This window comes from Hydrogenobacter sp. T-2 (genome assembly GCF_033971325.1).
Taxonomy (GTDB): Bacteria; Aquificota; Aquificia; order Aquificales; family Aquificaceae; genus Pampinifervens; species Pampinifervens diazotrophicum.
On sequence record NZ_CP117180.1, the window covers coordinates 503,319 to 524,436 of the forward strand.

A 21,118-nucleotide genomic window follows, 5' to 3' on the forward strand; every position below is an offset into this window, starting at 1 on the left:
CCTGATAATCTGTATAGAATGTGGAAAATGAACTGGTAAAGAATACAATAAGCAAGTTTTTTACTAACATATAATCTGTATAGAATGTGGAAAATGAACCTAATATAACTTGCAACTTGCGTTAAGATATATCAAGCCTTTTGTCAAGGGTGCACCACTCTCAAATAGGGGTAATTTTTCTCCAACCTCCGATAATGCAAAATTCAGTGTGCCATTGTCAAGTTTAAATCTTTGAGAGACAAGGCTTTAAAGTACTCATCATTAAAACATCAGAGCATCAAAGCATCTTGATGCCAAAACATCAAAGCATAAAGGCATTAAAAATAACTCAAGCAGACTATCATATCTCCACCCTACGACCTTTGGGAGAGCCTACGGATAGAAAGCATAAAGAAAAACACCTCAATGGGTGAGCTGATAGCAAAGAAGCTAATAGAGCTAGAAAACCTCAGAGAAAAGACTACCATAATGGAAGTTGACGAGGATGGACTTCTCAAGCCTCTTAAGTGAATACTACCCCCTTGCTTTCAAACAGCAAAAGCCCTATTCACCTGCCAAGATGTCAAGGGGCTATAGACCCCTAAGTTAGCCTCAAAAATATTATAACAGCTGTCTTAGGTATGGGTTGAACTTTCTTTCCTGTCCTATGGTAGTCTCCTCGTAGTGTCCGCATATTACCAATACATCGTCCTCAAGCTCTGAAAAGATTCTCCTTAGGGAGTTTCTTAGTGCATTGAGGTCTCCGCCGGGTAAGTCCCACCTGCCTACTCCACCTCTAAAGAGTAGGTCTCCTGCTATAAGGGTTTTGCTCTTTTCTTCATAAAGACAGCAAAGACCGGGGGTGTGTCCGGGTGTGTGGATTATGCGAAGGGTGGTGTCTCCCAGTTTTATTTCCATTTGGTCTTTTAGCTCTATGTCTGGCTCTGGGCAGGGTAGGTTTGCTCCTATTTGTCTTTCAAAGCCATGCCATATGGGGTCGTTTATAAGGAAGGTGTCCGCTGGGTGCATATAGAAGGGAACGTTAAACCTTTCCTTTAGGGTCTTTACTTGACCCACGTGGTCTATGTGTCCGTGTGTGGCTACTATGCCTACAAGCTCGTAGCTCTCTAACTCTCTTATTATCTTTTGGGCGTCCGCTCCCGGGTCTACTACGAGGGCTTTTCCGTTCTCCTCGTCCACTATCAAGGAGCAGTTAACAGAGAGCAGTCCTACGGGTAAGACCTTTAGGAGCATCAGAGTTTTATAAGGTCATAAAGTAGGTTGGGGAATATGCCAAGAAGCACCATAAGAAGGGAACAAAGGAGCAGTGTTAGGGCTTCGCCTCCCGAGACCTTTGCGGGTGGAAACCTTTTTTCTCCCTCTTGTAGGAATAGGGATACTACCACTCTTAGATAATAGCCTGCGGATAGGATGCTGGCAAGGACGAGGGCTATAGCCAAAGGTAGGAGCATGTTATTAACCAATCCCATAAAGAGGGTTAGTTTGCCTACAAAGAGTGCCATGGGTGGTATGCCTATGAAGGCAAAGAGGAAGAGGGCAAAGAGGGATGCGAGGATTGGATGGTCCTTGTATAGTCCTCTGTAGTCAAGGATGTGGTGGGAAAAGCCAGACCTTTTCTCAAGCACTGACATTATGGTGAAAGTTCCAAGACTTGCAAAGGCATACAGAGAGACATAGAAAAGAAGGGCTTTTTGAAGCTGTGGGTCTGCAAGGCTTAGACCAAGTAAGAAGTAGCCTGCGTGGGCTATGGTGGAGTATGCCATAAGCCTTTTCACAGACCTTTGGGTGTATGCCACAAAGTTGGCATAAAACATGGAAAGAATAGAAAGGATAGCTACCAGTATTAGCCACTGCTTGAGGTGGTAAAAGTAGCCAAGAAGCTCAACCAATAGGAAGTATAGGGCTACCTTTGGGACAGAGGAGAGGTATCCTGTTATGGGTGTGGGAGCACCCTCATAGGCATCCGGTGTCCAAAAGTGATAGGGAACTGCAGAAGCCTTTAGGGCAAGGGCGGAGAGCAGAAGGAACATGGAAAGCAAAAAGAGACTGTTTTCATCCCTGTATTCTTTTAGAAAGAAACTTCCCGTGCTGGCATAGTAAAAGACAGAGCCGAGAGCAAGCATAGAAGTCCCAACAGAGCCTATCATAAGATACTTGTAGCTTGCTTCTTTGGAAAGATAATCATCCCTCAAGAGAGAGACCATAACATACATGCCTATGCTGGCAAGTTCAAGGGACACAAAGACAAGGACAAGGTTTACCGAGGATATTAAAATTGAAAGCCCAAGTGTAGAAAGGAGGGGAAGATAAGAAAGCTCTGTGTATACAGAGCCTTTTTTCTCATAGTAGTCATGCATGGAAAATATGGCAAGGCTTGTGAGTATATACAAAATGGCTTTTCCCAGCAGGTTGAGGGCGTTTACCTCAAAAAGGTCAAAAAGGGTTCTTGCGGGATACTGCACAAAGAGAAGGCTTATAAGGGAAGCGATAGGCACGAGGGCGGAGATAACACTCAAAAGCCTGTAGTGCTTTTTGTCAGAAAAGAGGTCAAGGACAAAGACCAAAAGTATACCGAGGGCAAGCACCAGTTCGGGAATTACTGCGTTCCAGTTCACCTCTTAACCTCCAAGCACGTATCGGGAAGTATGCTCTATTATCTTTACAAAGGGATAGGGATAAAGACCCATGATAAAGGCGGAGGCGATTATGAGTATAAAGGAGAGCATGTGGTGAAGCTCCAAGTCTTTTAGGTGTTTCCACTTTTCTAACCTGTATTCGGAAAGGGTTTCCTCCTCAAACATGACCCTTTTATACATATAGAGGAAGTATGCTGCAGAAAGCACAATACCTACGCCTGCTATAAAAGCCCATACGGGGAAGTTTTTGTATGTGCCAAGAAAGACCAAAAACTCTGCCACAAAGCCTGCAAGACCGGGGAAGCCTATACCCGCAAGACCAGATATCATAAAAAGAACCGCCAGTTTTGGCACATACCTTGCCAGACCCCCAAGGTCATCCATATGATAGGAGTGGACTCTGTCGTATATAAAGCCTGCGGACATAAACAGTGCGGCAGAGGAAAGACCGTGAGCTATCATCATGTATATAGCTCCGTTTAATGCGTTAAGGTCCATGGCAAAGGTTCCAAGGGTCACTACACCCATGTGGCTTATGGAAGAGTAGGCTATAAGCCTCTTTATGTGGGTTTGGGCTATTGCCATCATGGCGGTGTAGATTATGGCTACAAGGCTCAGGAAGAATATGAGAGGAATAAAGTATTTGCTGGCATCGGGGAAGAGGGGTAATGAGTATCTTACAAAGCCGTAAGTTCCCATCTTGAGAAGCACGGCGGCGAGCACTATAGAGCCTGCGGTTGGAGCCTCCACGTGGGCATCAGGAAGCCAAGTGTGGACTGGCCACATGGGTATCTTTACCGCAAAGCCAAGACCAAAGAGCAGAAAGCCTGCTATTTGCAGAAACATGGGATAAGAGAAAGCCATATGGAAGGTGTAGTCAAAGGATATGGTTCCAGTCATTATATAGCCATAGACCACTATGCTGGCAAGTCCGAGAAGAAGAAACACACTTCCAAAAAAGGTATACACAAAGAACTTGTTCGCTGCGTAAACTTTTCTGTCGTGCCCCCAAAGACCTATGATGAAATACATGGGTATGAGCATACCCTCCCAGAAAAGGTAGAAGAGGAAAAGGTCAAGGGCGGAGAAAACTCCAAGACAAGCGGTCTCAAGGGCAAGAAAGAGGGCAAAGTATAGATTTGGTCTGTCTTCTATCTTAAGGGACCACAAAAAGGCGGACACGAAGACCAAAGAGGTCATCAATAGCAAGGAAATAGCCATACCATCCACACCCACATGGTAGGAGATGCCTAAGGAGGGTATCCAGTTTAGCTTTGTCACATACTGAAAGCCTTGAGCAGACCAGTCAAAGTTGAGGAAAAGATAAAGCATTATAAAAAACACCACAGAGGATATGCTTAGAGAGACTACTTTGGAAAACTTTTCGTTCCTAACTATTCCCACAAGGATAGCAGCGAGCAGTGGCAAGAATATGGCGATGTTTAGAAGGTTTTCCATCCTTTACCTCCACAAAATTGTTATGAAAAGCAAAGCCAAAAAGCCAAAAGCCATAAACAAGGCATAAAGGTTTAACTTGCCTGCTTGAAGCATTCTAAGGACACTTCCTGCACCCCTCATTGCTGGATAGGTGGCATTTACAAGCCCGTCTATGAGCTGTCTTTCTGCGGTCATGTAAAGTATTTTAGAGTAGAAGAGGTAGCCACCTGCCAAGACTTTATGGTAAAGCCTTTCAGTAAAGAACTGCTCTTTGAAGGTAGTATGCAAAGGCTTGAGAGCCTCATATGCCTTCTGTGGGTCTATCAAACCCTTCACATACACAAGATAGGCTACACCTATACCCGCTAAACCCACAAACACAGACAGTATGGCTATCTCTATGTGCAGTTCCTTCTTTACTCCCAATACACTACCATACCACCCCTCAAAAAATCCTGCGGACACCGCCATTACTCCCAACACTACCATCGGTATCGTCATCACTCCCGGGCTTTCATGTGGTTCCTCTTTATGCTCGTGCCTGAAATGCTCCTTGCCATGAAACATGACAAAGCCTTCCCTGAATATGTAATAGGCTGTCAAAAAGCTCACTACAGACACAAGCACTCCCCAGAAAAAGCTCACCTCATAGGCAGTTGCCACTATGAGGTCCTTGCTCCAAAAACCTGATAGTGGAAATATTCCCGCCAATGCCAATGCTCCCACAAGAAAACTGCCATAGGTTATGGGCATGTATCTTTTCAAGTTTCCTGTCTCGTATATGTCATGCACATGGTGGTGAAAGGCATGGATTATTGAACCTGCAGAGAGGAAAAGTAGGGCTTTGAAAAAGGCATGAGTGGTAAGGTGAAACATGGCGGACATCTTGTCTCCAAGACCCAAAGCCAAAAACATAAGTCCAAGCTGGCTCATGGTGGAAAAGGCGATTATCTTTTTGATGTCTGTGTTAGAGGTTGCAGCGAGGGCTGCAAAGAGGGCAGTTATACCTCCCACAAGGGCAACAACCTTTAAACTCTGTGGTGCGTTTTCAAACATGGGATAGAGCCTTGCAACCATATAAACACCTGCTGCCACCATGGTAGCAGCGTGCAAAAGGGCAGAAACAGGAGTAGGACCAGCCATAGCATTAGGAAGCCATGTGTGAAGAGGAAGTTGACCAGACTTTCCTACCGCACCACCAAATAGCAACAAACACGCAAGACCAAGAAGTGCCTTGTCCACCTCAGAGACCTTGCCAAAAATGTCAAGAATAGACAAAGAACCAAAAAGGTAAAAGGTAGCAATAATGCCAAAGAGGAAAAACCAGTCTCCGATACGGTTTAGAGTAAAAGCCTCAAAGGAGGCATTAGCGGACTTTTTCTGAGTGTGGAAGTATCCAATAAGCAGATAAGAGGCAAGACCAACGCCTTCCCAGCCAAAGAAGATACCAAGCAAGTTATCGGAAAGCACGATAAGAAGCATGGCAAAGAGGAAGAGGGAAAGGTATGCATAGAACTTAAAAGTCCACTGACCAAAGAGGTTAGACATGTAGCCTACAGAGTATATGAAGATGAGAGTAGCCACGAAGGTAACCACAGAGGCGGTGATAGAAGAGAGTGCGTCAAAGTAAAGACCCAGGGATAGTGTGTAGTCTCCCAGAGGCAGGAATTCGTAGAGTTTAAGGCTAAAGGGTTGAGAGAGAGCCTTTGAGGTAGCCCATAGGGAGAAGATAAAGGAGAAGAGGGAGCCAAGTATGGCTATAATTGCGGAAGCCATGTCTCCTATTCTTGAGCCAAAGAGACCTATTATCAAAAAGGCTATTAGAGGTGAGATAAGAACCAGTATCTCCATCTTACCCTCTCATGTCTGTTATTTCATCGGTAGAGTCTACCTTTCTAAGCCTAAATATGGCTATTATTATACCAAGACCCACTGCAGCCTCTGCAGCAGCAAGGGCTATTATAAAAAGGGCAAAGACCTGACCGTCCACAAGGCTTAGGTGTGCGTCCGCACCCACAAAGAGCACGTTGACCGCATTTAGGGCAAGCTCCATGCTCATAAGAACGGTTACCATGTTTCTACGCACTATCATACCAAAGACGCCAAGCCCAAAGAGAATTACGCTAAGGGTCAAGTATGCCTCAAGGGGTATGGTTGTCATAGGTCTGTGCCTCCTTCCTTCCTATTATTACCGCTCCTATCATTCCAATTAGCAAAACGAGGGAAACAAGCTCAAAGGCAAGGAAATACTTGCTAAAGAGTATACCACCTATCACCTCCACATTGCCAAACTTCTGTATAAGCTCTCTAAACTCTCCCTTTGGCGATACGCTAACTCCGATGAGAAACACCAAGAGCATCTCCGCATAGAGTAGGGGTATAAGGGGAAAGGAAAAGAGACCTGCAACCCTGTAGTGGGAGTCCTTTTTGAGGGCTTTCTCCCATGGGACTGCGGTAAGCACAAAGACATAGAAGACCGTCACTGCAACCACATAGATAAGAAGCTGGAGAGCACCCACAAGCTCCGCACCTGCCACAAAGAATATACCCGCTATAGCTACAAGGGTAGACAAAAGGGAGAGTATCACATATATGGGGTTGGACAAAAGCACAACTCCAAGGGCAGAAAGCACCGCAAGAGTGGAAAAGAGGAGAAAAACCAGCCACTGTATCACCTTTTCACCTCCGGAAGTTTAAGGTCATTTTCATACCAAAGTCTCTGTCTTTGGTAGTCATCTATCCATATTCTGTCTGGCTCTTCTTCTCTTCTCCTTTGCCAATCTCTGCCAATCCTCTCTAACACCTCAAGGTTTAGCACCGCATCCCTTCTTGTGTAGCTTGCGGTCTCGTGGATATCGCTCTGGAAAAGGCAGTCCACAGGGCAGGCATCCACGCAAAAGCCACAGAAGGTGCAAAGCATCATGTTCATGTTAAAGACCGCAACCCTTCTTCTACCATCGGGCAGTTTTTCTCCTTCTATTTCAAAGAGTTGTGGCACAGGGCATGCTCTTTTGCAAAGCATACAGACCACGCATCGGCTTTGACCGGGCTCTACCTTTATCTTAAACCTCTCCACCCACTCGTCAAAAGCAGGTTGTGGCTCTTTTCCGTCCACCACCTTGTGTCCAAAGAAACCTCTGAACCTCTTGGGTGGCGTGAGCTTTTCGTAGGGGTAGTGGGTGGTTATGGTTTTTCTGAAGGCATTTCTTATGGTTATGGAGAGACCTCTTATAAAGTCAAGGAATAAAATCCTTTCCAGCCAACTAAGCGGTCGCTCAAAGACCTTCTTTACCATGCTTTACCTCCATATTTCTTCCTCTTTTAGTTCAATAAGGCACTCTTTTATACTAAACCTTAAGTTTTCCAAGGGCACATACCCTTCAGAAGTGTTTCTATATACCTTTAAGATTTTTTCCTCTGGATAAAGGAGTATGTAGTAGGGAACACCAAGCTCTTGATATATTTCAAACTTTGTCCTTTCGTCGTGCTTTTTTGAAGTTTTCGAAACCACCTCCACAATAAGCACGGGTGTTTCTCTTATGTAGTCTTCGTTTCCTCCATCGCAAAGGACCGATATATCTGGTCTTAGGACGGTGTCTTCTGAAAGGACCCAGTCTACCTCTGAAAGAACCTCACAGGGACACTGTTTTTCCTCAAGTGTCTGGACTATAAGCCTTTGTAAGCGAAAGACAAACCTTTGGTGAAGCCTTGTGGACAAAGCCTTGGCGTAGGGAATACCTTCTATAAGCTCCCAGTCGCCTTGCCACTTTGCGTAGTCTTCGTAGGTGTAGTGGGGCAAGTGCTCCACCTTCATGCCAAGCTCCACAAGGTGTTTATATCAATTTCCACTTCACAGTCCTTTAGCCTAAGCCTTAGGTTTTCTATGGCTTTAAAGCCATCTTTTGTGTTTTTGTAAGCCTTCCAGCTTTTTTGTTCTGGGTATATTAGTATATAGTATGGGACGCCAAGCTCCTCATACTTTTCAAACTTTATGACCTCATCCTGAAGTTTTGAGCTTTCTGAAACTACCTCTAATACGAGTTCTGGTCTCTGTCTTATGTAGTCTGTGGGTTTTTCACAGAGGATTACGAGGTCTGGTCTAAGGACGGTGTCCTCTGAGACTATCCAATCAAGCTCTCCTACCACCAAGCAAGGACAGTTTGCCTTCTTTAGTGCCTCCCTTATAAGGGCGGAGAGCTCAAAGATAACCCACTGATGGGCAAACTTTGGCGAAGCCATGGCGTAGGGAATACCTTCTATAAGCTCCCAGTCGCCTTGCCACCTTGCGTAGTCTTCGTAGGTGTAATGGGGCATATGCCTTAGTTTCATCCTCATCTCCATATGAGGGGTGCTATAACCGCAGTAAGCACCAAGTTTACAAAGGTAAGGGGTAGCATCACCTTCCAGGCAGTGGCGGTTATCTGGTCAATCCTATATCTTGGCAGTGTCCAATGAAGCCATAGCACAAAAAGGAATAGAAGGCTTACCTTGAGGATAAACCAGACAAAGGGAGATAAGGGTCCAAGGAAAAAGAGGGGGTCCACAAAGCCAAGGAAGGGTATGTTTATGGGAGACCAACCACCCAAGAAGAGAACCACCGCAATGGCAGACAAAGATAGCACTTCCACATACCACTCTACAAGTGGGAAAAGACCAAACTTCATGCCACCGTATTCCACAGTAAAGCCTGTGACCAGCTCCGCCTCTGCCTCTTGTATGTCAAAGGGCACTCTTCCAGTTTCCGCAAGCATGGCAAACATGTAGACCACGAAAGCCACAGGTTGTAGCCATATATACCAAAGGTTTTGCTCTATTTGTTTTTGGACTATGTTGTAGGTGGAGAGAGTTCCTGCCAGTATTATGGGACCCATGACCGCAAAGGTTATAACCACCTCGTAGGAGACCACTATGCCTGCCTTTCTCATAGAGCCTATAAGGGCATACTTGGAATTGGAAGCCCATCCTGCCAAGGCTATGGAAAAGACCGCCATAGAACCAAGGGCAAAGACAAGCAGTAGACCAATGTTTACATCGGTAAGAATGGGCTTTATCTTGTATCCAAAAAGCTCAAACTCGGGACCAAAGGGAACTACCGCAAAGACCAAAACCGCAGGCACAAGAGCCATCACAAGGGCAAGGTTATACAGAAACTTGTTTCCATATCTTGGAAAGATGTCTTCCTTTGTGAGGAGCTTAAGACCGTCCGCAAGGGGTTGCAAAAGTCCGTGCCAACCCACCACCATGGGACCTGGTCTTCTTTGTATGTGCGCTGCTACCTTTCTCTCCACCAAGGTCAGATACGCACCCACACCAAGGACTATACCCAATATGACCAGTATCTTTATAAGAGTTATTATGAGCCAAGCGACCACGCTTTCCATGTTTACCTCCAAAGCCTTTCTGCGTCTATTTCAAAAGGGCAGTCTTTTACACTAAAGGAGAGCCTTTCCATAGGCACAAAACCCTCTGAAGTCCATCTGTAGGCTTTCCAGCTTTTGCTTTCTGGATACAGTAGCACATAGTAGGGCACTGCCTCCTGCTCGTAGAGCTTAAACTTTACAAACTCATCCATCTCCCTTGAGTTCTCTGAAACTATCTCAAAAACCACCTCCGGTCTTTTTCTTATGTAGTCCTGAGGTTCCTCACACAAAACTACAAGGTCTGGTCTCACAACCGTATCCTCCGATATGACCCAGTCAAGCTCTCCTACCACAAAACAGTTGCATTCTTCAAGCATGTCTTCCAAAAGCCTTGCCAACACAAACATAAGACGCTGATGGGGGAATTTGGGCGAAGCCATAGCATAGGGAATGCCTTCTATAAGCTCCCAGTCTCCTTGCCACCTTACATAGTCCTCATAGGTGTAATGTGGCACATGCCTTAGTTTCATCGCTTTATCTCTCCTGCTATAGGGCTTATCATGAACATGTTTACCTCCAAAGCCTTTCTGCGTCTATTTCAAAAGGGCAGTCTTTTACGCTAAAGGAGAGCCTTTCCATAGGCACAAAACCCTCTGAAGTCCATCTGTAGGCTTTCCAGCTTTTGCTTTCTGGATGCAGTAGCACATAGTAGGGCACTGCCTCCTGCTCGTAGAGCTTAAACTTTACAAACTCATCCATCTCCCTTGAGTTCTCCGAAACTATCTCAAAGACTACCTCCGGTCTTTTTCTTATGTAGTCCTGAGGTTCTTCACACAAAACTACAAGGTCTGGTCTCACAACCGTATCCTCCGATATGACCCAGTCAAGCTCTCCTACCACAAAACAGTTGCACTCTTGCTTTTCAAAAAGACTTCTTATTAACCATATAAGAGTTGAGGCTAAGAGCTGATGTTTGAACCTTGGCGAAGCCATAGCATAGGGAATGCCTTCTATAAGCTCCCAGTCTCCTTGCCACTTTGCGTAGTCCTCATAGGTGTAATGGGGCACATGCCTTAGTTTCATCGGTCTATCTCTCCTACCACTGGGTCTATGCTTGCCAAGATGGTAACCGCATCCGCTATTACACGGTCTTTCATGAGCTTGGGATACACGCAAAGGTTATACATAGAGCCTGGTCTTATCTTTACCCTGTAGGGCTTTGTGCCACCAGTGGAGTATATGTAAAAACCCAGCTCTCCTCTTGGGTTTTCTCCAGAGGAGTATATCTCTCCCTCTGGTGCTTTTAGACCTATGCCGTCAAGGGGTAGCTTGAGCTTTTTGGGGTCTGGAGATTCCGCAAAGAAGGGTGCATTTTTGAGTTTTTCAAGCACCGCCACACACTGTTCTATTATCCTCAGGCTCTGCCTTATCTCCTCAAGCCTTACCAAATAGCGGTCATATACATCGCCATTTTCTCCCACGGGAATGTCAAACTCCACCCATGGATAGGCATCGTAGGGTTCAAACTTTCTTATATCGTAAGGCACGCCAGAGCCTCTGGCTACTGGACCTGTTAGCCCATAGAAGTAAACATCCTCCTTGCTTATAACTCCCACTCCCACGTTTCTTCTTAGCCATATCCTGTTCCTACTGAGTATGGTCTCCCACTCCTTTAGCTCCTTTGGAAATCTCTTTATAAATGCTTTTATTACCTCCAGAGCACCTTCTGGTAAGTCCATACGCACACCACCGACCCTCGTGTAGGAGATGGTGAGCCTTGCACCAGTTATACCCTCTATAATGTCCATAAGTTTTTCTCTCTCCTTAAAGGCATACAGGAATATGGTCAAAGCCCCAAGGTCAAGGGCGTATGTGCCAAGCCACAAAAGGTGAGAGTTTATCCTCTGAAGTTCTGACATCATAGTGCGGATATACTTTGCCTTTTCTGGAACAAGGTCTTCTATGCCAAGAAGTCTTTCCACTGCCACAACCCAAGCCTGATTGGAGCATAGGGCGGAAAGGTAGTCCATACGGTCTGTGTAGACCAGAAACTGGTTATACATCTCGTTTTCTGCTAACTTTTCCACACCCCTATGGAGCTGACCCAGTATCACATCGCACTGATAGACCCTTTCCCCCTCAAGGTCAAAGAGAAACCACATAGTCCCGTGCGTTCCCGGATGTAGTGGTCCCCAGTTTAGCACTATCTGAGCCTTCTTCTTAAGCCTTCTCTTTTCGGTTATCTCAAGGTCTTCCAGAGTTGGCACAGGTGTGTGCATCTTATCGTAGTTCATAAGACCGTTGAGGTTTTCACCCCATAGGACCTCGTTCAAGGAAGGTAAGTATTCTGTGGCGTAGCCCTCAAGAGGAAAGTCCTTTCTAAGAGGATAGTGCTGGTAGGTTTCCCACATAAAGGCACGCACTAAGTTTTCGTGCCCCTCATACCTTATGCCAAACATATCGTAGCATTCTCTTTCTGCCCATTTGCCCGCAAACCAGAGCTTTTCTATAGAAGGAAGCTCTCCATCCGTCCACGTTTTTACCACTACCCTCTTTTTTTCATCCACGTTGTAGAGGATATAGAAGGCTTGAAAGCGAGGCTTTTTGTCAGGAAAGTCCACCACTGAGTGGTCAATAAAGAGCTTATAACCCCTTTCTTCCTTTAAGACCTTAAGAAGGTCAATGAGCCTTTCCTTTTGGATATGAAGAGAGGTAATGGTAGGCTTTTCTTCAATTTCAAGCCCCTCAAACCTGCTCCTTAGGTCAATAAAGTCCTGTCCCTTTGCCCAAGGCATCTCACACTCCTTTAGAGGCTTTCTTCTTCAAACTGCCAATCAAGGGCTCCCTTTCTCCAAGCATAAAGAAGCCCATAAGTTAATATAAGTATAAAGAGGAACATCTCCACAAAGCCAAAAACCCCCAGATACCTGTAAACTACCGTCCAAGGAAAAAGAAAGGCAGCCTCTATGTCAAAGAGCAAAAGCAGTAGACCAAGCAGGTAATAACCTTGATGGAAGGTAGACTGAGCGGATTTATCGTAAAGAGGCACTCCACACTCATAAGGATAGTCTTGCATAGCATCTGAGCTTTTTGGACCCAGTAGCTTGTTTACAAAGACAAAGACCAAGGCTAAGCCTAACATAATGCCTAAGAATATGAGCAGTGCTATATACTCCATGCTTTCACCTCATAAATAGGTTTTCCGCAGAAGGACTTACAAAGCTCCATAATATTATAGGCACTGCACCAAGAAGGACAAGGGCAAGACTAAAAAGCAATATAAGAAACTTCTCCACCTGAGACACAGAAAGGTTTAGGCTGTTGGTCTGCTCTTTCATAAACATAAGCACCGTTATTCTTAGGTAATAGCCTGTGGATATACCCGTTGCGATTATCATCACCAGAGCAAGCCACCAGAGCCTCTCAAAGGAAAGGGACATAAAGACCAGAGCCTTTCCCACAAAACCTACAGTGGGAGGGATACCCAAGAGGGCAAGGAGCATTACCATAAAGGAGAAGGCAAGCCAAGGTGCGGAGAACCTCATACCTGAAAACTGCTCTAATTTGTTTTCCCATCCTGGCACTCTCTCTAAAAGGGCAAGCACCATGAAGCTACCAAAACCCATAAGGGAGTAGGCAAGAAGAAAGTATATGACCGCCTTTAGACCTATAACCTCTGCCACGGAGATACCTGCCAATATGTAGCCAGAGTGTGCTATAGAGGAGTAAGCCAAAAGCCTTTTTACGTCCTTTTGCACCAAGGCGGTGAGGTTTCCATACAGCATAGTCAAGGCAGAGATGATAGCCACTGTGGTTATCCATGCATAGGCAAAATGCTCCTGAACCAAGGGCATGAGCCTAACCACTGGAGCAAAAAAGGCGAGCTTTCCAAAGGATGCCATATAGGCGGTTATGGGCGTGGGAGCACCCTGATAGGCATCTGGAAGCCAAAAATGAAAGGGCACCGCACCTATCTTTATGGCAAAACCTATCAAAAATAGCACGAGACCAAGCACCAAAAAGTATTGGTTTTCACCCACATGTGTAAGGATATATCTAAGGTCAAGAGAGCCTGAATACAGATACATAAAGCCTGCACCGTAGGAAGCCAAGGCTATAGAAAGACCTCCAAGGATTAGATACTTAAAGGCACCCTCTTTTGAATTAAAGTCCGACCTGAGAAGAGCGGTAAGTATGTAGAAGGCTATGGAGACCGCCTCAAGGGCAACATACAGAACTATAAGGTTGTAGGAGGAGACTAAAAACATCCCACCTATTAGGGCAAAGCTAAGAATGTAGTAGAACTCTCCGTAAAGAGACTTTTTGCTTTTGTAATAGAGGTAATTAAAGCCTAAAAGAGACATGGTAAGCAAAAGCATAAAGGCTTGCATAAGGCTTGAAAAGCTGTCTCTCTTGTAAAGCCCATAAAAGGTCTCTCCCTCCATACCCCAGTTAAAAACTAAAAGAAGCAAAGCCAAAAGATAACCCACAAGGCTTACGCTTATGGCAAGGGCATGGTTTATCCTTTTGTATATAAGGTCAAGGCTAAAGAGGACAAAGCCAGTAAGCAAGACCACAAGCTCTGGAAGGACAAGGGACAGACGAGGCAATTCTATGCTTATTAGCTGTTCCATCTTAACCTCCCATTACCCTTAAGACTAAGTATTCCAAAAGGCTGTCTATGTAAGGGTCATAGAAAGCGAAGAATAGGAAGGGTAGAAAGCCTACCATAAGCATGGGAATAACCACAAGCAAGAAGGCACTTAGCTTAAAGCCTCTTAGGTCTGTAAAGTGAACGAGCCTGCTTTCCTCCTTTGTGTCAAGGTATAGAGTCTTTAGGAGGTATAGCACATAGACCGCACTAAAGAAGGCACCCACAACCACTAAGAAGGCAAGAAGTAGTGTGTATTCCCTTGCTCCCACGATAGTGAGAAACTTACCCCAGAAGGAAGAACCACCGGGAAGCCCCATAGAGGAAAAACCGGTTATGGCAACAAGAACCGCAAAAAGGGGCATAAACTTTATACTTCCCCTAAGTGCTTGCATATTAAAGCTGTGTAGCCTGTTGTAGATAAAACCCGCCATCATAAACAAGGCGGAGGAGGTAAGACCGTGGGCAAACATCTCTGTAATGCTGGCTCTTAGACCCTCTGCGTTAAGGAGAAACATACCCCCTACCACAAAACCCATATGGCTCACAGAAGAGTAGGCTACAAACCTCTTTACATTGCTCTGGCTTATGGTAAACCAAGAGGCAAAAACTATGGTAAGTATGCCCCAAAGCACCATTATGGGCATAAGGTATACAGAAGCTATTGGAAAGAGACCTATGTTGAACCTAAGCAGGGCATAAGTCCCCATTTTAAGAAGCACCGCAGCAAGCACCACAGAACCTGCAGTTGGTGCCTCTCCGTGAGCGTCTGGAAGCCATGTATGGAAGGGCACTATAGGCGTTTTTACCGCAAAGGCTATTAGAAAGAGAAGGAACATAAAAAGCTCAAAGGTAAAGTCATACTGATTGTTTATAAGGTCAAAGTAGTTAAAGGAAAACTTGCCAAACTGTCTATAGTGCTGGACCGCAAGGCTCACAATACCAAGCAGAAGGAACAAAGAGGAAACAAAGATGTATATGAAAAACTTATAGGCGGAATATAGCCTTAGCTTGTAGCCCCATATGCCTATGACAAAGAACATGGGAACAAGGGTAAGCTCATAAAAGACATAAAAGACCATAAGGTCAAGGCTGGCAAAAACACCTACAAGAAAAGTCTCTGTGAGCAAAAACCATGCGTAATATTCCTTAAGACGGTGGCTTATTTGATGGTCTCTTGTAGACCAAAGGATGGCAACCAAAGAGACCAAGGTGGTGAGTATATACATAAGGTAAGAAAGCCCATCAAAGCCTAAGTGCAGGCTAAGGTTTAGCTCAGGTATGAGGGCATACTTTTCCTCAAACTGCACCCTGTCCGCCCTTGAAAAGTCAAAGGAGAAGAGAGATACCAAAGATATGCCAAACACAAGCCCGCTGAAGAAGACCGCTATCCACTTAGAAAGCTCCTCTTTTGCCAGGAGTATCACAAAAACTCCCAACAGAGGCAATATCATGCTCACCGATATTAGTGGAAACCCTTCCATCCTTTCACCTCATGCTGTATAGTATGACACCCAGTATAAAGACCACACCAAGTAGTAGAAAGCTCACATAGTTGTTAAGAAGACCTGTCTGTATGTTCCTTACCTTTTTACCCATCCAGTAGGACAGCTTTGCCACGCCGTTGACAAAAAGGTCCACAAGCATTATATCCAACTTCATCCAGAGGAACTTCACCACCTTAAAGTAGAGGAAGTTAAGGAGGTTTATAAAGCCATCTATCAAAACCCTATCACCAACAAGGAAAAGGCCCTTAGAAAGACCCATATAACCCCTTGCTATGCCCCTATGGTAAAGCCTTTCAGTAAAGAACTGCTCCTTGAAGGTAGTATGCAAAGGCTTGAGAGCCTCATATGCCTTCTGTGGGTCTATCAAACCCTTCACATACACAAGATAGGCTACACCTATACCCGCTAAACCCACAAACACAGACAGTATGGCTATTTCTATATGTAGCTCCTTCTTTACTCCCAATACACTGCCATACCACCCCTCAAAAAATCCTGCCACTACCGCCATTACTCCTAACACTACCATCGGTATCGTCATCACTCCCGGGCTTTCATGTGGTTCCTCTTTATGCTCGTGCCTGAAATGCTCCTTGCCATGAAACATGACAAAGCCTTCCCTGAATATGTAATAGGCTGTCAAAAAGCTCACTACAGACACAAGCACTCCCCAGAAAAAGCTCACCTCATAGGCAGTTGCCACTATGAGGTCCTTGCTCCAAAAACCTGATAGTGGAAATATTCCCGCCAATGCCAATGCTCCCACAAGAAAACTGCCATAGGTTATGGGCATGTATCTTTTCAAGTTTCCTGTCTCGTATATGTCATGCACATGGTGGTGAAAGGCATGGATTATTGAACCTGCAGAGAGGAAAAGTAGGGCTTTGAAAAAGGCATGAGTGGTAAGGTGAAACATGGCGGACATCTTGTCTCCAAGACCCAAAGCCAAAAACATAAGTCCAAGCTGGCTCATGGTGGAAAAGGCGATTATCTTTTTGATGTCTGTGTTAGAGGTTGCAGCGAGGGCTGCAAAGAGGGCAGTTATACCTCCCACAAGGGCAACAACCTTTAAACTCTGTGGTGCGTTTTCAAACATGGGATAGAGCCTTGCAACCATATAAACACCTGCTGCCACCATGGTAGCAGCGTGCAAAAGGGCAGAAACAGGAGTAGGACCAGCCATAGCATTAGGAAGCCATGTGTGAAGAGGAAGTTGACCAGACTTTCCTACCGCACCACCAAATAGCAACAAACACGCAAGACCAAGAAGTGCCTTGTCCACCTCAGAGACCCTGCCAAAAATGTCAAGAAGAGACAAAGAACCAAAAAGGTAAAAGGTGGCGATAATGCCAAAGAGGAAAAACCAGTCTCCGATACGGTTTAGGGTAAAAGCCTCAAAGGAGGCATTAGAAGCCTTTTTCTGAGTGTGGAAGTATCCAATAAGCAGATAAGAGGCAAGACCCACACCTTCCCAGCCAAAGAAGATACCAAGAAGGTTATCAGAAAGCACAATAAGGAGCATGGCAAAGAGGAAAAGAGAAAGATAGGCATAGAACTTAAAAGTCCACTGACCGAAGAGGTTATGCATATAGCCTACAGAGTATATGAAGATAAGAGTAGCCACGAAGGTAACCACAGAGGCAGTGATAGAAGAGAGTGCGTCAAAGTAAAGACCAAGCGATAGTGTGTAGTCTCCCAGAGGCAGGAATTCGTAGAGTTTTATGCTAAAGGGTTGAGAGAGAGCCTTTGAGGTAGTCCATAGGGAGAAGATAAAGGAGAAGAGGGAGCCAAGTATGGCTATAATTGCGGAAGCCATGTCTCCTATTCTTGAGCCAAAGAGACCTATTATCAAAAAGGCTATAAGAGGTGAAAGAAGAACCACCAAGCCTTCCATCTTATTCCCTCAAATGCGTTATCTCAGAAGAGCCTTCGTAGCCCTTCAGCCTAAATAGAGCAACTATAAGACCAAGACCTACCGCAACCTCCGAGGCGGCAACCGCAAGTATGAAGAGTGCAAAAACCTGCCCTTCTATACCACCTACGAGCCTGTCCACACTAACTAAGGCAAGGTTCACTCCGTTCAGCATGAGCTCCGTGCTTATAAGCAATGTTATAAGGTTTTTTCTTATGATAACACCAAGCAGACCAGAAAGGAACAAAAAGATGCTTATAAGAAGATAAGCCTTCTCTATAGTCACTCCTCTTTCCTCCCAAGAAGAATGGCTCCTATCATGGCGGTCAATAGTATAACAGAAGCCACTTCAAGAGGAAAGAGGTAAGTGGTGAAAAGACTTTTACCTACCTCCTTTACATTGTCCTTGACCGCAAGACCTGTGCTGGCAAAGTTTCCATTGAGTATGGCGTAGGCAAAGAGTGCAAAACTTCCCAGCAAAAGAGGAAAGCCAAAGAAAAACTCCCTTTTGTAGAAGCCTTCAAACTTCTTTACCTTCTCCCAAGGTATGGTGGTAATAACAAGCACGTAAAAGACCACTATGGCAACTGCGTATATTATCAACTGCAAACCTGCAAGAAGCTCCGCCCTAAGGTGAAGGAACATGCCAGCCATGGCAAGGATTAGGCTTATAAAGGAGAGTATGGCGTGGACTGGGTTTTTGAGAAAGAGCACGCCCAGGGTGGAAATTACAGCCCAAGTGGACAAAAGAGCAAAAATTAGCCATTCCATTCTATCTTCCCCCAGAGCTTTTCTCTTTGCTGGTCATCTATCCAAATACGGTCTGGCTCAGAGCCTCTTCTCTTTTTCCAATCTATGGCGTTTTCCTCAAGTCTATCCATCCTAAGGACCGCAGACCTCCTTGTGTATCCCGCCAGTTCATAAAGGTCTGTCATGGTAAGACAGCCTACAGGACAGGCATCCACACAAAGACCACAAAAGAGACAGTTAAGCAGGTTCATATCAAAACGCACCACCTTTTTTGAGCCGTCAGGCATCTGCACCGCCTCGATTCTAAAAAGGGTAGGCATAGGACAGGCGGTCTGGCACATATAACAGGCAACGCATCTGCTTTTACCCTTTTCGTAGCTCATGAACTTCTCTATAGCCTTTAGAGAATCTGGCTCTGTGCCATCCCACACAAAGTGTCCGTGAGCTCCTCTGTATCGCTTAGGTGGAGTAAGTTTTTCTATAGGGTAGTTGGTGGTTATAGGTCTTCTGAAAAGGTTTATGAGGGTCACAGAAAGACCCTTTATGAAATCTACAAAAAACACCGTCTCCAACAGGTTGAGAAAAGCTTTTCTGTTTACCTTCTTTATACCCATAGTGGGCTACTATTTTAAGCCAAGTAGAGCTTTCGTGCAAAAGTTTATGACCTATTTCATTCTTCAAGCTCCACAGCCCCAAGGTCATACCCTCCCACTTGAGTTATCTTCACCCTTAGCATATCCCCCTGCTTTAGCTCTCTACCAGACTCCACATAAGTTATCCCATCCACCTCTGGAGCTTGTGCGTAAATTCTACCCACTGGCACGTAGCCAAACTCCTCGTCAAAGCCATCCACCAAAAGCTCCAACTCCTTCCCAATAAGCTCTTGGTTTTTCCCAAGGGTTATCCCTTCCTGAATTCTTAGGAGCTCTTCTTTCCTTCTTTCCTTTTCCTTTTCTGAGAGTGGGTCTCCTAAGGAGAAGGCATGAGTGCCTTCCTCTTGATAGTAGGTAAAGACGCCAACCCAGTGGAAGTGCCCCTCCGAAACAAAGTCCAAGAGCCTTTGAAAACCCTCTTCTTCCTCTGTGGGATAGCCCACTATAAAGGTTGTCCTTAGGACAGCCTGTGGCAGTTTTGTGCGAACCTTTTCTATAAGACCTCTTACAAAGCCCTCCTCATAGCCCCTTCTCATGCTCCTTAAAACCTTAGAGCTTATATGTTGCAGTGGCATATCAAAGTAAGGTAGGACCTTTTCTGAGCTTTGCATATAGTCAAGCAGGTCATCCTCTATCTCTGTGGGATAGAGGTATAGAAGTCTTATCCACCTAATGCCTTCTACCCTTTCAAGCTCGCTGAGTAGTCTTATAAGATAGCCCTTTCCGTATAGGTCTCTTCCGTAGTAGGTGGTGTCTTGTGAGACTATGCAAAGCTCTTTTACGCCCTGACTTGCAAGGTATCTGGCTTCCTCTAATATTTCCTCAATAGGTCTGGAGCGGTGCTTTCCTCTTATCAAGGGTATGGCACAAAAGGAGCAAAGCCTATTGCACCCTTCTGCAATCTTTAGGTATGCGTAAGACTTGGGTGTGGTAAGCACCCTCTGAGTTTTCTCCTTCTTCTCCAATCCCAGAAACTCTACCACACTGTCCCAGCTTTCTGTCCCAAAGTAGGCAAGCACCTCTGGAACTTCCTTTTGGAGCTCTTCCTTATACCTTTGCACAAGACAACCCATCACTATAACCTTTTTGTCTTCCGCAAACTCTAAGATGGTTTCTATGGCTTCTCTCTTTGCAGGCTCAATAAAACCGCAGGTGTTTATAACTATCACATCCGCCTTCCTTGGGTCGCTAAGGAGCCTTGCACCACCCTCCTTTAACTTTCCAAGAAGCACCTCCGTGTCCACAAGGTTTTTGGCACAACCTAAACTTATCACACCTACCTTCATCATTCCTCCATGTCAAGCTCAGCATCTACCCTAAAGACGTTAGCGTTGTGAAAGGCATCATACATGACATATTTTCTGTAAGGGTTGTCCTTTAAGGCTTCTCTTATTTCGTCTATGCTCTTGCCTTGCTCTTTGGCTTTCCTTATGTTCTCTCTGAGAAACTGCACATATCCGAGAGTAAAATCCACAGCGGACATGTCCATAGGCTCGTTGTGTCCACCAAGAATCACCTTTGCATCCATCTTCTTAATCTTATGCAGGGCTTCCACAAGACCCTTTGAGCTTGCTCCCCTATCCCCCATAAAGGGTATGCGGTTATAGAGGACAAGGTCTCCTGTAAAGAGTACCTTTTCCGAAGGCATGTATACCACAAGGTCGTTGTCTGTGTGAGCTGGTCCCATGTATATGACTTCAAAGGTCTTTCCACCCACCTTGAGGGTGTATTTGTCCTCTACCACTATGTCTGGCGGGACAAGGACTACGCTTTTGAAAAGGTCGCCAAACCTCTGCTTTGCGTTCTCAAGGGCAAGCTGTGCCTCTCCTGACTGGTAGAAGTCCATGAGCTTTTTGTGAGCTACTATTTTTGCTCCAAGCTCTTTGTAAGTTTTTGCTCCATACCAATGGTCAGGGTGGTAGTGGGTGATTATGGCGTATTTTATGGGGGCTTTCCTTACTCTCATAAGGTTGTCCACAAATTCCTTTGAGAGCTCTGGAGTGGACAGGGCATCTATCACAACCCAACCATCCTCTGTTAGCACCGCAAAGGCATTGGACATAAAGCCTCTATTTTCCATAGAGGGCAGGGCATCCACACCCCTAACCATATAAATATCCTTTTGCACCCTCCTTAGCTTCATCTCGGGCGTAATAGCGTAGGCAAGAAAAACAAGCACAAAAAGGAGCTTCATATATCTCATCTTTTTAC

The 21,118-nt window shown here is 45.2% G+C and carries 22 protein-coding genes; all 22 read right to left on the minus strand.

The features are described 5' to 3' along the window. Positions 1–600: 600 nt before the first annotated feature. The 22 genes from IAE16_RS02990 to IAE16_RS03095 are packed head-to-tail and all read right to left on the minus strand — an operon-like array spanning position 601 to position 21,110. The gene (locus tag IAE16_RS02990; protein WP_323701238.1) at positions 601–1,233 is read right to left on the minus strand and encodes an MBL fold metallo-hydrolase; all 633 of its coding nucleotides are present in this window, start codon (positions 1,231–1,233) and stop codon (positions 601–603) included. After that, positions 1,233–2,615, minus strand: a complete 1,383-nt coding sequence (locus IAE16_RS02995; protein ID WP_323701239.1) for an NADH-quinone oxidoreductase subunit N — start codon at positions 2,613–2,615, stop codon at positions 1,233–1,235. The genes IAE16_RS02990 and IAE16_RS02995 overlap by 1 nt, the downstream gene beginning before the upstream one ends. Before the next feature lie 3 nt (positions 2,616–2,618). Continuing rightward, positions 2,619–4,094, minus strand: coding sequence for a complex I subunit 4 family protein (locus IAE16_RS03000; protein ID WP_323701240.1), 1,476 nt, complete (start codon positions 4,092–4,094; stop codon positions 2,619–2,621). 3 nt (positions 4,095–4,097) lie between these two features. After that, positions 4,098–5,924: an NADH-quinone oxidoreductase subunit L gene (gene nuoL, locus IAE16_RS03005; RefSeq protein WP_323701241.1), complete on the minus strand. Its 1,827-nt coding sequence runs from the start codon at positions 5,922–5,924 to the stop codon at positions 4,098–4,100. A 1-nt stretch (position 5,925) separates the two neighbouring features. Next, positions 5,926–6,234: an NADH-quinone oxidoreductase subunit NuoK gene (gene nuoK / locus IAE16_RS03010; protein ID WP_173832856.1), complete on the minus strand. Its 309-nt coding sequence runs from the start codon at positions 6,232–6,234 to the stop codon at positions 5,926–5,928. Then, the gene (locus IAE16_RS03015; RefSeq protein ID WP_323701242.1) at positions 6,215–6,748 is read right to left on the minus strand and encodes an NADH-quinone oxidoreductase subunit J family protein; all 534 of its coding nucleotides are present in this window, start codon (positions 6,746–6,748) and stop codon (positions 6,215–6,217) included. The genes nuoK (IAE16_RS03010) and IAE16_RS03015 overlap by 20 nt, the downstream gene beginning before the upstream one ends. Then, a complete protein-coding gene (locus IAE16_RS03020) occupies positions 6,745–7,368 on the minus strand; it encodes a NuoI/complex I 23 kDa subunit family protein (RefSeq protein ID WP_323701243.1) in 624 nt (207 codons plus the stop codon). Before IAE16_RS03020 ends, IAE16_RS03015 begins: the two co-directional genes overlap by 4 nt. Positions 7,369–7,371: 3 nt before the next feature. After that, a complete protein-coding gene (locus IAE16_RS03025) occupies positions 7,372–7,887 on the minus strand; it encodes a Uma2 family endonuclease (RefSeq protein WP_323701244.1) in 516 nt (171 codons plus the stop codon). Beyond that, positions 7,884–8,402, minus strand: coding sequence for a Uma2 family endonuclease (locus IAE16_RS03030; protein ID WP_323701246.1), 519 nt, complete (start codon positions 8,400–8,402; stop codon positions 7,884–7,886). The genes IAE16_RS03025 and IAE16_RS03030 overlap by 4 nt, the downstream gene beginning before the upstream one ends. Before the next feature lie 2 nt (positions 8,403–8,404). Continuing rightward, positions 8,405–9,454, minus strand: a complete 1,050-nt coding sequence (gene nuoH / locus IAE16_RS03035; RefSeq protein WP_323701247.1) for an NADH-quinone oxidoreductase subunit NuoH — start codon at positions 9,452–9,454, stop codon at positions 8,405–8,407. A gap of 2 nt (positions 9,455–9,456) precedes the next feature. Continuing rightward, on the minus strand, positions 9,457–9,963 hold the full coding sequence (locus IAE16_RS03040) for a Uma2 family endonuclease (protein ID WP_323701248.1): 507 nt from the start codon (positions 9,961–9,963) through the stop codon (positions 9,457–9,459). 40 nt (positions 9,964–10,003) lie between these two features. Further along, on the minus strand, positions 10,004–10,516 hold the full coding sequence (locus IAE16_RS03045; protein ID WP_323701250.1) for a Uma2 family endonuclease: 513 nt from the start codon (positions 10,514–10,516) through the stop codon (positions 10,004–10,006). After that, positions 10,513–12,228: an NADH-quinone oxidoreductase subunit D gene (locus tag IAE16_RS03050; RefSeq protein WP_323701251.1), complete on the minus strand. Its 1,716-nt coding sequence runs from the start codon at positions 12,226–12,228 to the stop codon at positions 10,513–10,515. The genes IAE16_RS03045 and IAE16_RS03050 overlap by 4 nt, the downstream gene beginning before the upstream one ends. A gap of 11 nt (positions 12,229–12,239) precedes the next feature. Then, positions 12,240–12,611 (minus strand): NADH-quinone oxidoreductase subunit A, encoded by a 372-nt coding sequence (locus IAE16_RS03055; RefSeq protein ID WP_323701252.1) that lies wholly within the window; start codon positions 12,609–12,611, stop codon positions 12,240–12,242. Between the two features lie 4 nt (positions 12,612–12,615). Further along, a complete protein-coding gene (locus IAE16_RS03060; RefSeq protein WP_323701253.1) occupies positions 12,616–14,067 on the minus strand; it encodes an NADH-quinone oxidoreductase subunit N in 1,452 nt (483 codons plus the stop codon). A gap of 1 nt (position 14,068) precedes the next feature. Next, the gene (locus IAE16_RS03065) at positions 14,069–15,568 is read right to left on the minus strand and encodes a complex I subunit 4 family protein (RefSeq protein WP_323701255.1); all 1,500 of its coding nucleotides are present in this window, start codon (positions 15,566–15,568) and stop codon (positions 14,069–14,071) included. Positions 15,569–15,572: 4 nt separating this feature from the next. Beyond that, complete coding sequence (gene nuoL / locus IAE16_RS03070) at positions 15,573–17,486, minus strand: NADH-quinone oxidoreductase subunit L (RefSeq protein ID WP_323701256.1); 1,914 nt, start codon at positions 17,484–17,486, stop codon at positions 15,573–15,575. A gap of 1 nt (position 17,487) precedes the next feature. Beyond that, a complete protein-coding gene (nuoK, locus tag IAE16_RS03075; RefSeq protein ID WP_323701257.1) occupies positions 17,488–17,790 on the minus strand; it encodes an NADH-quinone oxidoreductase subunit NuoK in 303 nt (100 codons plus the stop codon). Continuing rightward, the gene (locus IAE16_RS03080; RefSeq protein WP_323701258.1) at positions 17,787–18,275 is read right to left on the minus strand and encodes an NADH-quinone oxidoreductase subunit J family protein; all 489 of its coding nucleotides are present in this window, start codon (positions 18,273–18,275) and stop codon (positions 17,787–17,789) included. Before IAE16_RS03080 ends, nuoK (IAE16_RS03075) begins: the two co-directional genes overlap by 4 nt. Beyond that, complete coding sequence (locus tag IAE16_RS03085; RefSeq protein ID WP_323701259.1) at positions 18,263–18,868, minus strand: NuoI/complex I 23 kDa subunit family protein; 606 nt, start codon at positions 18,866–18,868, stop codon at positions 18,263–18,265. Before IAE16_RS03085 ends, IAE16_RS03080 begins: the two co-directional genes overlap by 13 nt. Positions 18,869–18,924: 56 nt before the next feature. Beyond that, the gene (gene rimO / locus IAE16_RS03090) at positions 18,925–20,193 is read right to left on the minus strand and encodes a 30S ribosomal protein S12 methylthiotransferase RimO (RefSeq protein WP_323701625.1); all 1,269 of its coding nucleotides are present in this window, start codon (positions 20,191–20,193) and stop codon (positions 18,925–18,927) included. Continuing rightward, on the minus strand, positions 20,193–21,110 hold the full coding sequence (locus IAE16_RS03095) for an MBL fold metallo-hydrolase (RefSeq protein ID WP_323701260.1): 918 nt from the start codon (positions 21,108–21,110) through the stop codon (positions 20,193–20,195). Before IAE16_RS03095 ends, rimO begins: the two co-directional genes overlap by 1 nt. Positions 21,111–21,118: the final 8 nt, after the last annotated feature.